The 14,262-nt window shown below is 54.0% G+C and carries 12 protein-coding genes; 7 read left to right on the top strand and 5 right to left on the bottom strand.

What is annotated here, in order from left to right:
- Positions 1 to 150 precede the first annotated feature (150 nt).
- From metC to AACU55_RS25100, 4 genes are all read right to left on the bottom strand, one after another.
- A complete protein-coding gene (metC, locus tag AACU55_RS25115; protein ID WP_134706358.1) occupies positions 151 to 1,344 on the bottom strand; it encodes a cystathionine beta-lyase in 1,194 nt (397 codons plus the stop codon).
- Between the two features lie 178 nt (positions 1,345 to 1,522).
- On the bottom strand, positions 1,523 to 2,815 hold the full coding sequence (locus AACU55_RS25110) for a TRAP transporter large permease (protein ID WP_013573979.1): 1,293 nt from the start codon (positions 2,813 to 2,815) through the stop codon (positions 1,523 to 1,525).
- A 12-nt stretch (positions 2,816 to 2,827) separates the two neighbouring features.
- Positions 2,828 to 3,340, bottom strand: a complete 513-nt coding sequence (locus AACU55_RS25105) for a TRAP transporter small permease (RefSeq protein WP_013573980.1) — start codon at positions 3,338 to 3,340, stop codon at positions 2,828 to 2,830.
- Positions 3,341 to 3,396: 56 nt separating this feature from the next.
- Positions 3,397 to 4,374 (bottom strand): TRAP transporter substrate-binding protein, encoded by a 978-nt coding sequence (locus tag AACU55_RS25100; protein ID WP_013573981.1) that lies wholly within the window; start codon positions 4,372 to 4,374, stop codon positions 3,397 to 3,399.
- Positions 4,375 to 4,896: 522 nt separating this feature from the next.
- Here AACU55_RS25100 and exbB point away from each other — a divergent pair.
- Positions 4,897 to 5,817 (top strand): tol-pal system-associated acyl-CoA thioesterase, encoded by a 921-nt coding sequence (gene exbB, locus AACU55_RS25095; protein WP_191996295.1) that lies wholly within the window; start codon positions 4,897 to 4,899, stop codon positions 5,815 to 5,817.
- A gap of 9 nt (positions 5,818 to 5,826) precedes the next feature.
- Positions 5,827 to 6,261 carry a TonB system transport protein ExbD gene (gene exbD / locus AACU55_RS25090; RefSeq protein WP_013573983.1) on the top strand — a complete coding sequence of 145 codons (435 nt, stop codon included), beginning with the start codon at positions 5,827 to 5,829 and terminating at the stop codon, positions 6,259 to 6,261.
- A 71-nt stretch (positions 6,262 to 6,332) separates the two neighbouring features.
- On the opposite strand, the gene garD is transcribed toward exbD, so the two are convergent.
- Positions 6,333 to 7,904 carry a galactarate dehydratase gene (gene garD / locus AACU55_RS25085; RefSeq protein WP_013573984.1) on the bottom strand — a complete coding sequence of 524 codons (1,572 nt, stop codon included), beginning with the start codon at positions 7,902 to 7,904 and terminating at the stop codon, positions 6,333 to 6,335.
- Between the two features lie 551 nt (positions 7,905 to 8,455).
- On the opposite strand from garD, the gene AACU55_RS25080 reads away from it, so the two are divergent.
- The 5 genes from AACU55_RS25080 (at position 8,456) to AACU55_RS25060 (ending at position 14,237) form a co-directional block, all read left to right on the top strand.
- Positions 8,456 to 9,799 (top strand): MFS transporter, encoded by a 1,344-nt coding sequence (locus tag AACU55_RS25080; protein WP_013573985.1) that lies wholly within the window; start codon positions 8,456 to 8,458, stop codon positions 9,797 to 9,799.
- A gap of 60 nt (positions 9,800 to 9,859) precedes the next feature.
- On the top strand, positions 9,860 to 10,630 hold the full coding sequence (gene garL, locus AACU55_RS25075) for a 2-dehydro-3-deoxyglucarate aldolase (RefSeq protein ID WP_013573986.1): 771 nt from the start codon (positions 9,860 to 9,862) through the stop codon (positions 10,628 to 10,630).
- A complete protein-coding gene (gene garR, locus AACU55_RS25070) occupies positions 10,614 to 11,552 on the top strand; it encodes a 2-hydroxy-3-oxopropionate reductase (RefSeq protein WP_256369601.1) in 939 nt (312 codons plus the stop codon). Before garL ends, garR begins: the two co-directional genes overlap by 17 nt.
- Positions 11,553 to 11,672: 120 nt before the next feature.
- Positions 11,673 to 12,812, top strand: coding sequence for a glycerate kinase (locus AACU55_RS25065; protein WP_013573988.1), 1,140 nt, complete (start codon positions 11,673 to 11,675; stop codon positions 12,810 to 12,812).
- A 117-nt stretch (positions 12,813 to 12,929) separates the two neighbouring features.
- Complete coding sequence (locus AACU55_RS25060) at positions 12,930 to 14,237, top strand: amino acid deaminase (RefSeq protein WP_013573989.1); 1,308 nt, start codon at positions 12,930 to 12,932, stop codon at positions 14,235 to 14,237.
- The last annotated feature ends 25 nt before the right edge of the window (positions 14,238 to 14,262 follow it).

Here is a 14,262-nt window from a genome sequence, read left to right as displayed (position 1 = left end):
CGTTGATCTGAGGACACTGTGAAAAAGACAGAATGCTCCGGCGTAAATTTACCGGAGCTAAAAGTAGAGCTTACAGATTATTCTCATTTTGCGAACGAAAATACGTCACACACCTTACCGATCTGCGCGGTGTGTCGCAATCTGTGCGGTTCAGGATGTCGCAATCCGTTCAAAGGCTGTTGAAAGATCGGCGATCAGGTCGTCACAATTTTCCAGCCCGATATGCAACCGCACCAGAGTACCGCTGAAATCCACGGTTTCTGCCGGACGTATCGCCTGAATTTCTTCCGGCTGATTGGCTAAAACCAGTGATTCAAAACCGCCCCAGGAATAGGCCATGCTGAAATGTTCGAAGTGATCGAGATAGTCGGAAAGTTGCTGTTTGCTCAGGCGCTGTTTCAGCACGAAAGAGAACAGGCCGCAACTGCCGGTGAAATCACGTTTCCAGAATTCATGGCCTTTGCTGCCGGGTAATGCCGGATGGTTGACCACCGCCACTTCCGGCCGCTCTGCCAGCCACCGCGCAATGCGGAGACTGCTTTCTGCATGCTGTTTCAGCCGCACGCCCATGGTGCGTAAACCGCGGCTGGCCACATACGCGGTATCAGCATCGACCATCTGGCCCATCAGATATGAGTGTTCCCGCAGTTGCTCCCAGCAACGTTCATTAGAAACGGCGGTGCCAATCATGGCATCGGAATGGCCGATAATGTATTTGGTCCCTGCCTGAATCGAAATATCGATATCGAATTCCAGCGCTTTAAACAGAATGCCCGCCGCCCATGTGTTGTCGATCATGACGACGACGTCCGGATTCACGGCCCGCACGGCTTTCACCATCGCCGGAATGTCCGGGACTTCCAGGGTGATTGAACCCGGCGATTCCAGGAACACCACTCTGGTGTTGGGTTGCATCAGCGAGCCTAACCCCGCGCCGATATTGGCCGGAAAATAGGTGGTGGATACGCCGAGTTTTTTCAGCACTTTTTCGCAGAAATCCTGCGTCGGTTCGTAGGCTGAACCGGCCACCAGAATGTGGTCGCCGCTGCTGACAAATGAGAGTACGGCGTTACTGACTGCCGCCGCGCCACAAGGATACAGCGCGCAACCTGCGCCGCCTTCCAGCTCCACCATCGCTTCCTGGAATGAGAAATGCGTCAGGGTGCCACGACGACCGTAAAATAGTTCGCCGTTGGCGCGGTTAGCGGTGGCGTGTTTTTTATCCGCCACGGTTTCAAACACCAGCGATGAGGCGCGCTGGATCACGGCATTCACTGAACCCTGCGTGAATTTCTTGTCCCGTCCGGCGCTGACCAGCGCGGTTTCAATTTTCTTAGACGACATAATCCGTATTTCACCCTGTTTTATAGCGCGGTGCTCTCTGCATCCGCCGATATGTCATTAACTTAACATGATGAATTTCAGGGATCAGGCTTTTGGCGGGTGGATGAGAAAATTTCAGCAGCACGGCCAAAAAAAAGCCCGTCGTGACGACGGGCAAGGGAGAAACGAGTTTTGGGCATCAGCCGGTATAAACGCCAAACAGTTTGGGCAGGAACAGCGAAATGGTCGGAATATAGGTCACCAGCATCAGCACCACGAACAGCACGCAGTAGAACGGCAGCATGGCTTTCACCACTTTTTCGATGCTCTGTTTACTCACCGCGCTGGCCACAAACAGCACCGAGCCGACCGGCGGGGTGATCAGGCCAATCCCCAGATTCACCAGCATGATCATGCCGAAATGCACCGGGTCGATGCCGAGCGATAACACCACCGGCAACAGCACCGGCGTCAGGATCAGGATGATCGGCGCCATGTCCATCAGTGTGCCGATCACCAGCAGCATGATGTTGATCCACATAAGGATCACGTACTTGTTGTCAGAGATCGAGGTGAAGAATTCGGTGATGCGCATCGGCAACTGCATGTAAGTCATGACTGCGCCAAAACTGGCGGCAAACCCTATCAGGATCATCACGATGCTGACGGTTTTCACCGTGCGATACATCAGTTTCGGTAGTTCGCTCCACTTGTAATCGCGGTAGATAAACATGGTGACGAAGAATGACCACAAACACGCGATCGCTGCGGATTCCGTCGCGGTAAATATCCCGCTGAGAATGCCGCCCATGATGATCACGATGGTCATCAGCCCCCACAGCGTGTCGATAAAAATCTTCAGCGCCTGGCGGAACGGCACGCGCTCACCTTTCGGGTAACCGCGTTTGTGAGCAAACACCACGCACATCACCATCAGCGTCAGGCTGAGCAGTAAACCGGGCAAAATACCGGCGATGAACAGCGCGGCAATCGACACCGTACCGCCGGTCGCCAGCGAGTAAATCACCGAGTTGTGGCTGGGTGGCGTCAGGATCGCCTGTACCGAGCCGCTGGCGGTGACCGCCGCCGCAAAGTCACGCGGATAACCTTTCTTCTCCATTTCCGGGATCATCACCGAGCCGATTGAGGCGGTATCCGCCACGGAAGAACCGGAGATCGCGCCAAAAAATGTCGAGGCCACAATGTTCACCAGCGACAGCCCGCCGCGGATAAACCCGACAAAGATGTAGGCAAAACTGACCAGCCGGCGGGCGATCCCTCCTTCGGCCATGATCGCGCCTGCCAGAATAAAGAACGGGATCGCCAGCAGTGAAAATTTGTTCACGCCGTTGGTCAGTTGGATCATCAGCGCTTCAAACGGCAGGTCAATCCACCAGGCTCCTGCCAGCGCGCTCAGCCCGACGGCGTAAGCGACCGGCACGCCAATCGCCAGCATCACCGCCAGCGTTAACAACAAGATTAATGCATCCATAACAGGCTCCGGTCAGGCGTCAGAATTGCCCAGCATCACCACAGGCCGCTGATGTTGCGGGCCGGCAATGATCTGCTCAATGATGAATAACAACGTCAGTGCAGAACCTATAGGTAGCGGCAGATAGGTTTGTCCGGCGGTCAGCAGCGGGAATTCCGCCACCGGCTGTTGCCAGAGTTCACTGCACAATTGCAGGCTGTACCAGAAAATAAACACGCTGATGGCGAGCATCATCAGGTCAGCCAACAGGGCAGAGAATTTTTTCAGCGCAGGTGGCAGGCGGTCAGTGACCATCGCAACGACGATGTGTGAACCAGCGCGGTAACTGACAGCGGCTCCGATAAAGGTGAACGTCACCATGCACATAATCGCGATCGGCTCCGGCCACGACAGGGCGCTGTTCATCACGTAACGGGCAAAGATCCCAACCGGGATCACCGCCACCATCAGCAGCAACGCGATGCCCGCGATCCACATCGCGCAGCGGTAAAGAATGTCCATCAGGGTGTGATAACTCGAAACCATAAATCCCCCGGCGAAAGATCAGAAAGAAGCAGCCCGCAGGCTGCCGGTGTCAGGGTTTACTTCACGTCAGCGATTTGCTGCATCAGATCCTGATGGTCTTTGCCGAATTCATCGCGCACGGATTGCGTGGCTTTGACATACGTCGCGGGGTCAATCTCATAGAATTTCACGCCGCCCGCTTTCATCGTGGCGAGGGCTTTCTCGTTATAGGCTTTCCACAGTTCGCGCTGTTCGTCCTGTGCTTCTTTCGCCAGTTTGAGGATTAACTGCTGGTCTTCCGGTTTCAGTTTGTCCCACTTCACTTTTGAATACAGGAACAGCTCCGGGATGATGAAATGGCGGCTGTAGGTGTAGTTTTTCACTACCGGCAGGTAGTTATGGGCGACAAAGGTTGGCGGGTTGTTTTCGGTGCCGTCGATGACACCGGTCTGCATGCCGCTGAACACTTCACTGACGCCCATCGCCACCGGATTGGCACCCATCGCTTTCAGCGTTGCCAGCGCAATCGGACTGCCCTGTACGCGGATTTTCATGCCGTGCAAATCTTCCGGTTTCACCACCGGTTTTTTGGTGATCAGGTTACGCGTCCCGCCATCCATCCAGCCGAGAAAAACCAGTCGCGAATTCGGGTTGTTGGTGATTTTATCGCCGATTTCTTTACCGATCTGACCGTCGAGCACTTTGTGCATATGGTCTTCGTCGCGGAAAATATAGGGCAGGGTGAAGACATTAATTTCTGGCAAAATCGAAGCAACCGGCGTCATCGACACACGGATGATATCCAGCGCACCGAGCTGCGCCTGTTCAATTTCCTGCTTTTCATCTCCCAGCACGCCGCCCGGAAACGTTTTAATTTCGAGGCGTCCGTCTGTTTGCTTTTGCAGTTTTTCGCCCATGTGCTGGACGGCGACCACGTTGGGATAGCCTTGCGGATGCACGTCGGCGGCTTTCAGCGTTTGTGCTGATACGCCATGCGTAAATAAGAGGGTCGCGGAACTCAGGCAAAGGCTGAGAAGTGCTTTTTGCATTTTCATCAGTTTGTCTCCAGGGTACTCGGTAAGGGAAAGATAAATGTGAACAAGTATCGAACAGGACGGGCGCAGAGGCGTTGCCGGTTCATTTTGAAAAATGTCTGAATAAGCTTTTAAATGATAGGGATGCATGACGTGCCGGTGTGAGGTCTTCGCCAGTGAATGCACTTTATCCTATTTTTTGTTGTGCGGTATTTGAGCGTTATCACAAACTCGTAACAAATGTAAAAAGCTGTTGCTTAATATTTAAAACGTTGTTTTAACTTGAGTAATGAAGCTCAGATGATTGATTTACTGTGTGATTTTTTTTGAAAGTGTGACGGAGGTTAAATTGTTCAACCTTTGTACAAACAGGAAAAACCTTGTCATCTGTCAATGACACGTCGGGCGGCAGGCGGGACAATGTAAATAATAATGAGAACGACTATCAATTAGGCCTTTTTCTTTGATATCATTCGGCGTTATTCATTCCTTCTACACACTGATTCTGGCTGGAGGCGACGCGTGAAAACGGCTCGCAATAAGATGAAAGAGGCGACCTCATTACTGATGTCGTTAATGTTGGTTGCTGGTCTGAGCGGCAACGCGATGGCTGCACCTGCGACGCCGGCGGGACAAGCCGTCAATTCTGCAGCAACTCAACCTGCAACGGCTGACGCACCGGCGACCGGTGACGCAACGCCAGCTCCGGTGATGCAACCCGCGCCAGCAGAGACGGCACCCGTGATCCCAACCGATTTGTCTGTTATGGGCATGTACCATCACGCTGATGTGGTGGTGAAGACCGTCATGATCGGTCTGCTGCTGGCTTCTGTAGTCACCTGGGCATTGTTATTCAGCAAGGGTGCGGAAGTCTTCACTGGCAAACGCCGTATGCGCCGTGAATTTGATGCGTTGTCCTCCGTTCGTACGCTGGACGAAGCCGCCGAGCAGGCTGAAAGTTTCGCTGCCAGCAGCATCAGCGCGCAGATGATCCGCGATGCGCAGAACGAGCTGGAACTGTCTGCCGGATCGACTGACAACAACGGCATTAAAGAGCGTACCGGTTTTCGCCTTGAGCGCCGCGTCAGCGCCGCGGGTCGTTACATGGGGCGTGGCAACGGTATTCTGGCGACCATCGGGGCAATCTCTCCCTTCGTCGGCCTGTTCGGTACCGTATGGGGCATCATGAACAGCTTCATCGGTATCGCACAGACGCAGACTACCAATCTGGCGGTCGTCGCACCGGGTATCGCCGAAGCCTTACTGGCGACGGCTGTGGGTCTGGTTGCAGCCATCCCTGCGGTGGTCATCTACAACATTTTCGCCCGTACCATCACCTCTTACCGTCATCAGGTAGGCGATGTGGCGGCGCAGATTATCCTGTTACAGGGCCGTGATTTGGATCTGGCTGCCAGCGAAGGCAATGCGCCACGCGGTCAGACAGGTCAGTTACGCGTAGGGTAAGAACAGATTATGGCTATTCGGTTAAACGACGATATCGACGAAAGTGGTGAAATGCATGACATCAACGTCACGCCTTTTATCGACGTCATGCTGGTATTGCTGATCATCTTCATGGTGGCGGCACCGCTGGCCACCGTTGATGTGCGGGTGGATTTACCGGCTTCGACGGCAAAACAGCAGCCGCGTCCGGAGAAACCGATCTTCCTGTCGGTGAAAGCTGACAAGCAACTGTTCCTCGGCGACACGCCCGTGAACAGCGATAATATGACCGCGATGCTGGATCAGCGTACTCAGGGTAACAAGCAGAGTACGATTTTCTTCCGCGCGGACAAAAGTGTCGATTACGAAACGCTGATGAGCGTGATGGATAACTTGCGTAAAGCCGGTTACCTGAAAGTCGGGCTGGTGGGTGCAGAACAAACCGGTGCCGCTGCGGCGCAGTAAGTTGTGAATCAAATCAGACGCACAAAAAAGGCCAGCATTGCTGGCCTTTCGTTTATCTGCAAAACGGTAACTCAGGTCACCGGCGCCGGGTTAAACACCGCCAGCGCATTATGGATGCCCCAGGTGTCTGACCAGGTTTTCTTGCGACCGCTGGCGATGTCCAGAATGAAATGGAACAGTTCCCAGCCCACATCCTCGATGGTGGCATCACCGGTCGCAATTGTCCCGGCATTGATATCCATCAGGTCGTGCCAGCGGTTTGCCAGCGTGGTACGTGTTGCCATTTTAATCACCGGCACGGCAAGCAGGCCGTATGGCGTACCGCGTCCGGTGGTGAATACCTGAACGGTAATACCGGAAGCCAGTTGCTGTGTCCCGCAGACAAAATCGCTGGCCGGTGTGGCGGCGTAAATCAGGCCTTTTTTGGTCGGACGTTGTCCCGGAGACAACACTTCTGAAATCGCACTGGTACCGGATTTAGCAATCGAACCCAGTGCTTTTTCAACCACGTTAGCCAGACCGCCTTTTTTGTTGCCCGGAGACGGGTTGGCGCTGCGGTCGGTCTGACCCAGCGACAGATAATTATCGTACCAGGCCATTTCTTCCAGCAGACGTTTACCCACGTCGACGTCCGCTGCACGCGGTGTCAGCAGATGGATAGCGTCGCGCACTTCTGTGACTTCCGAGAACATCACTGTTGCACCGCAACGCACCAGCAAATCCGAAGCGTAACCGACTGCCGGGTTGGCGGTTACGCCGGAGAAGGCATCACTGCCGCCGCATTGTGTGCCCACAACCAGATCGGAAGCCGGACAGGTTTCGCGCTGGCGGCGGTTCAGGCGTTCCAGATGAAATTGTGCGACCGTCAGGATATCGTCAACCATCGACTGGAAACCGACATGTTGCTCATCCTGCAAACGCACAATGTGCGTGTCATCGAGTGAAATCGCCTGCACATCCGGCGTGCCTTCCAGCAGGCGCTCGGGTTGCAGCTTCTCACAGCCCAGACCGACCACCATGACTTCGCCGCCAAAGTTCGGGTTCAGCGCCAGATTGTGGATGGTACGGATCGGGATAATGGCCGCAGGGGCGTTAATCGCCACACCGCAACCGTACAAATGATTCAGTGCCACGACACCGTCGACGTTGGGGAATTTCGGCAGCAAATCACGTTCAATGATTTTCACTACGTAATCCACTACGCCCGCTACGCAATGCACACTGGTGGTGATTCCCAGCAGATTTTTGGTGCCGACGCTGCCGTCGGCATTGCGGTAGCCTTCAAAGGTATAGCCTTCGAGTGGTGGCAGCGCGGGTGGCACACGGGTGGCCAGCGGCAGGCTGTAAAGTTCAGGGGCGACCGGTAATTCCACCAGGGATTCATCAATCCAGCTGCCCTGCGCGATATCCCGTACGGCATAACCAATGACTTCTCCGTAACGAATAATATCGCCGCCTTTAGCAATGGGTTCTAACGCCACTTTATGGCCTTGCGGAATATGCTCAATTAATTCCAGACCATTCGCAAATCGGGTGCCGGCTTTTAAGCCGTTGTCATTCACAATAATCGCCACGTTATCGCTTTCATGAACTTTAATAAAAAGCGCTTCGGTAGCGTGTTCTTTATCTTTATTACGTGACATAACTGTCTCCGCGTTTATTAAACATCCCGGAACAAAAAATTCCGGTAAATTATCTGAAGTTGACGCTCAATAATGTTCTTGTAAACATGCTCTGGTAATACAGGGTATGGCATCCATTATAAGGCAGTCTTCCGGCAACCTCATTGTGCAACTGACCAGCTTTTTGCCCGATGAACGTCATTCTGTGTGGCAGGTGACAGAATAAATGTGATGTAAATCACCCTTTGATTTGAGCGGTTATCGGTTCCACACAATCTGTGATTCTCCTCCCACACCGATGTGTGGATGCAAAAGAATAGTCACAATCAACGGGGCTATTCTTGGGCGAATGCACAGTGTTATTTCGTGGCCTCCTTTTTATACTGTATTGGCCCTCTGAAGGTGACGTTGAAAGTAATACAGGTAAATTTCAGGCGATCATAAATAAAGTGTTTATTGCCTGTTTCGAATTAAGACGCTGTACGGCGAATAACCACAGGTGAACGAAAAACGTTATTTCAATAACGGTGAGCTCCCTGAAAAATTTTCGCATTATGACAATGAGGGTCACCATGAACATTCAATCTCAGTCCGGGACAATCGCGCAAAGTAAGGTACGGACCCATATCCGTTACTATATTTTGCTGATTATCTTTTTAATCACGGCGGTGAATTACGCTGACCGCGCAACGCTCTCTATCGCGGGAACCGAGGTCGCGCGTGAGCTGGGCCTGGATGCTGCCGACATGGGACAAATCTTTGCCGCGTTCGGCTGGGCTTATCTGATTATGCAATTGCCCGGCGGCTGGCTGCTGGACAGATTTGGCTCCAAAAAAGTGTACACCTACAGCCTGTTCTTCTGGTCGCTGTTCACCCTGTTGCAGGGTTTTGTGGGCTGGTTCCCGCTGGCGTACGGCGCACTGACGCTGTTCATGTTGCGTTTCATGCTCGGTTTCTCCGAAGCTCCATCCTTCCCGGCGAACGCCCGTATTGTGGCTGCCTGGTTCCCGACCACTGAACGCGGCACGGCTTCCGCGATTTTTAACTCCGCACAGTATTTCTCACTGGCACTGTTTTCGCCTTTGCTGGGCTGGCTGACTTATGCCTGGGGGTGGGAACATGTTTTCATCGTGATGGGCGTGCTGGGTTTTGTGCTGACGCTGGTGTGGATCAAATTCATTCACAACCCGCCGGAACATCCACATATTTCTAAAAGTGAGCTGGAGTATCTGACAGACGGCGGTGCCGTTGTTGATATCGACCACAAGAAAACGGACAGCGCGAAAAACGGCCCGAAATGGAGCTACGTTCGTCAGATGCTGAGCAGCCGCATGATGCTTGGGATCTTCTTCGGACAGTATTTCATTAACAGTATTACGTGGTTCTTCCTGACCTGGTTCCCGATTTATCTGGTTCAGGAAAAGGGCATGTCTATTCTTAAAGTGGGGATGATTGCCGCAATTCCTGCGCTGTGTGGTTTTGCGGGCGGTGTGCTGGGTGGCGTGTTCTCAGATTTTCTGATCAGACGCGGCTACTCGCTGACCGTGGCGCGTAAAATTCCTATCGTGCTGGGCATGTTATTAGCCACCAGCATCATTTTGTGTAACTACACCGACAATAACGTACTGGTCGTCACCCTGATGGCGCTGGCGTTCTTCGGTAAAGGTTTCGGAGCGCTCGGCTGGCCGGTGATTGCGGATACTGCGCCAAAAGAAGTCATCGGCCTGTGCGGCGGCATCTTCAACGTGTTCGGTAACGTGGCCTCCATCGTGACGCCGCTGGTGATCGGCTACATCGTGAAAGGTCTGCATTCTTTCAATATGGCATTAATTTTTGTGGGCTGTTCAGCACTGATGGCGATGCTTTGCTATCTGCTGGTGGTCGGCGATATCAAACGTCTGGAACTTAAGAAATAGTAAATTGCGATGCGGGGTAATCCGGGCATCCCGGCTCTGCCCCCTTTTATGAGGTCAGATATGAGTAATCAAATGATTCCAAACCGGTTCCGCCAGGACTTATTGCAAGGGAAAACCCTGATTGGCTGTTGGTCAGCATTATCCAGCCCGATCTCAACCGAAGTGCTTGGCCTTGCAGGTTTTGACTGGCTGCTGCTCGACGGCGAACACGCGCCAAACGATGTTAGCACTTTTGTGCCGCAGCTGATGGCGCTGAAAGGCAGCCGCAGCGCGCCGGTAGTTCGTCCGCAATTCAACGATCCGGTGGTGATTAAACGTCTGCTGGATATCGGTTTCTACAATTTCCTGGTGCCGTTTGTGGAAACACAGGAACAGGCTGAGCTGGCCGTTGCTTCTACCCGTTATCCGCCTGCCGGGATCCGCGGCGTTTCCGTTTCCCACCGCAGCAACATGTTCGGCACCGTGCCGGATTACTTCAACAGTATCAATGACAACATCGCGGTGATGGTGCAAATCGAAAGCCAGCAGGGCGTCGATAATCTGGACGCGATTGCTGCCGTTGATGGCATCGATGGCATTTTCGTCGGCCCGAGTGATCTGGCCGCAGGCATGGGGCATCTGGGCAACGCCGGACACCCGGACGTGCAGGCCGCTATCCGTCACATTTTTGCGCGTGCAAAAGCGCATGGCAAACCGAGCGGTATTCTGGCACCGGTTGAAGCGGATGCGCGCCGTTATCTGGAGTGGGGCGCGACCTTCGTGGCGGTTGGCAGTGATTTAGGCGTTTTCCGTGCAGGCACACAGGCGCTGTGCGATCGCTTCACCCAGTGATCCGCTCTCATTACATCAATATAAAGAGGATACCCGAATGAAAATTGGCTTTATTGGTTTAGGCATCATGGGCAAGCCTATGAGCAAAAACCTGCTGAAAGCAGGTTACGAGCTGGTCGTTATGGACCGCAATCAGGATACCGTCGGCGAAATTGTCCAACTCGGCGCGACAGCCGCAGACACACCAAAAGCGGTGGCTGCGGTTTCTGATGTGATCATCACCATGCTGCCAAACTCGCCGCAAGTGAGAGACGTGGCGCTGGGCGAAAATGGTCTGATTGAAGGCGCTCGTCCGGGCACCATTTTCATCGACATGAGTTCTATCGCGCCGCTGGCAAGTCGTGAAATCAGTGAGGCGCTGGCCGCTAAACAAATCGCGATGCTCGATGCGCCGGTCTCCGGTGGTGAACCAAAAGCCATCGACGGCACCCTGTCCGTGATGGTGGGTGGCGACAAAGCCGTGTTTGATAAATGCTATGAAATCATGAAATCCATGGCAGGTTCGGTGGTGCATACCGGTGATATTGGTGCGGGCAACGTGACCAAGCTGGCGAACCAGGTGATTGTGGCGCTGAACATTGCGGCGATGTCAGAAGCACTGGTGCTGGCAACCAAAGCGGGCGTGGATCCGGATCTGGTTTTCCAGGCAATTCGTGGTGGTCTGGCAGGCAGTACCGTGCTGGAAGCGAAAGCGCCGATGGTGATGGACCGCAACTTCAAACCGGGCTTCCGTATTGATTTACACATCAAAGATTTAGCGAACGCACTGGACACCTCACACAGCGTCGGCGCACAACTGCCTCTGACCTCGCTGGTCATGGAAATGATGCAGGCATTGAAAGCGGATGGTCACGGGCAATCTGACCATAGCGCTATTGCACGCTATTATGAAACCTTAGCGAAGGTTGAAGTTACCCGTTAGTCTGCGGCGGACGCGCGGCGCTGAATCAACACGGCTGGCGCGCGGCCCTTCAGGCAGGATGCAAAACTGACAGGACGCTTTTCCACATCGGCGCGTGCAGTTTATGAAGGTAATGACTTTATGAAAATAGTGATCGCACCGGATTCATACAAAGAAAGTTTGTCTGCTTTGGATGTGGCAAAAGCCATCGAGAGTGGGTTCCGTGAGATTTTCCCCGAGGCAGAGTACGTCAAGTTGCCGGTTGCCGATGGCGGCGAAGGCACGGTGGAGGCCATGGTGGCGGCTACCGGTGGGCGTGTGGTGAAGGTGAACGTCACCGGACCACTGGGCACCCCGCTTGAAGCGTTTTTTGGCCTTTCAGGTGATGAGAAAATCGCTTTCATCGAAATGGCGGCGGCCAGCGGGCTGGAAAGTGTTCCTCCGGCGCAACGTAATCCGCTGAAAACCACGTCGTATGGTACAGGGGAATTGATCCATTCTGCTCTCGGCCACGGCGTAAAACATTGCATTATCGGGATTGGCGGCAGTGCGACCAACGATGGTGGCGCTGGCATGATGCAGGCGCTGGGCGCGAAGTTGCTGACCAAAGATGGCAAATCTATTGGTCAGGGCGGCGGCGAGCTGGAAAAACTGCACCACATTGATATCAGCGGTTTGGATCCGCGAATTAAAACATGCCGCTTTGAAGTGGCCTGTGACGTCACGAATCCGCTGACCGGCAAGGACGGAGCTTCTGCCATCTTCGGCCCGCAAAAAGGGGCAACACCGGAGATGATCGAACAGCTCGACGGCTATCTGCATCATTACGCCCGGGTGATCAAACAGGATCTGGGTATTGACGTTGAGCATGTTCCCGGAGCCGGTGCTGCCGGTGGCATGGGAGCGGCACTTTACGGGTTCTGTCATGCCGAACTGCGCCAGGGCATTGAGATCGTCACCGATGCGCTGGGGTTGGATGAACTGGTGAAAGATGCCACGCTGGTGATTACCGGTGAAGGGCGGATTGACAGTCAGAGCATCAATGGCAAAGTGCCAATTGGTGTGGCACGGGTGGCTAAACGTTACAACAAGCCCGTGATTGGTATTGCCGGCAGTCTGACAAAAGATGTTGATGTCGTTTACGACCATGGTCTGGATGCTGTTTTCAGCGTGCTCTACAGCATTTGTACGCTCGATGATGCCCTGAAAAACGCCGCAGACAACTTGCGTAAATCAGCACGAAATATTGCCGCCACTATTAAGTTATCGCAAAAGCTTTAACCGACAGCACTCAGGATATAAAACCGGTGTTCAGGCCCAGCCTGCGCCGGTTTTTGTATTTTATTTCCCTCGGTTTTACGTTAGGTTTTAAAGACATTCGCCAATGAGAAAACACGTATGTCAGAGATCGATTTTTCACAGCAGCCGGTTAATACGCAAACGAAAGGGCTGGGGCCGCTGAGTGACGGTGCGCGCATGCGCGATATCCGTGAACAGGGCTGGAATATCCTGCGTGAAGACGTCAGCCTGCCGGTGGCGGTGCTGCTCGAAGAGAGAATCGAACACAACCTTTCCTGGATGCGTGAATTTATCCAGCGTTATCAGCTCAAACTGGCACCGCACGGCAAAACCACCATGAGCCCTGAGTTGTATCAGATGCAGCTGGAATTCGGCGCATGGGGCATCACGCTGGCAACGGCACCGCAGGTTAATGCCGCGTTCCGGCACGGTGTGCGCAAAGTGATCATGGCGAATCAGTTGGTGGGGAAAGGCAACATGGCGATCATTGCCGGGTTGCTGCGTGATGACCCGGCATTTGATTTTACCTGCATCGTGGATTCTGCTGAGAACGCCGATGCGCTCGGGCACTATTTTGCCAGCCAGCGGCAGAAACTGCGGGTGATGTTTGAGTACGGCATAACGGGCGGGCGCACCGGTATTCGCACCGAACAACAGGAAGCCGACGTACTGGCGGCGGTGAAGCGCTGGCCGCAGTCACTGGCGCTGGTCGGCGTCGAGCTTTATGAAGGCGTGAGCAATGATGAAGCGGTGATCCGCAGCTTCCTGCGTCACGTGATGACACGTACCGAAGCGCTGGCGCAGGCCGGAGAATTTGCTGAACCCCAGGTGATTTTGACCGGTGCAGGTTCCGCCTGGTTCGATGTGGTTGCCGAGGAACTGACGCGGGAAGAAACCCATCTTGATGCAGAAAAACGCTACGTGCTGGATATCATTCTGCGTTCCGGTTGTTACGTGACACACGACGTTGGTGCGTATCAGGCGGCGCTGGAACGCATGCAAACCAGCAATCCGGTGGCGCGTGAAATGAACAGCAGTTTACAGCCAGCGTTGCAGGTCTGGGCAGCCGTGCAGTCGTTGCCGGAACCGGGCAGGGCCATTATTGCGTTCGGCAAACGTGATGCCGGTTATGATGCCGGATACCCGAAAGCGGCCGGACATTTTCGTCCGCGCAGCGCCACACAGGCCGGATACACCACGGTGGTGCCCGCGCCTGACGACTGGAAGGTGTTCGCGATGATGGATCAGCATGCGTTTATGTCGATCCCGGAAGATGCGGATTTGAAAGTCGGCGACATGCTGGTGTTTGATATCTGCCATCCGTGCCTGACGTTCGACAAATGGCGTCAGTTGTTGCTGGTGAATGAACAGTGGGATGTGACCGGCGCGGTGACGACCTGGTTCTGACGACACGAAAACGCCCGGACGATGC

Origin of the sequence: Rahnella sp. CJA17(1/100) (assembly GCF_963881615.1) — a bacterium.
In the GTDB taxonomy this organism is placed as follows: Bacteria; Pseudomonadota; Gammaproteobacteria; order Enterobacterales; family Enterobacteriaceae; genus Rahnella; species Rahnella aceris.
The sequence above is the reverse complement of the archived record's forward strand: the minus strand, read 5'-3'. Positions and strand labels throughout refer to the sequence as shown.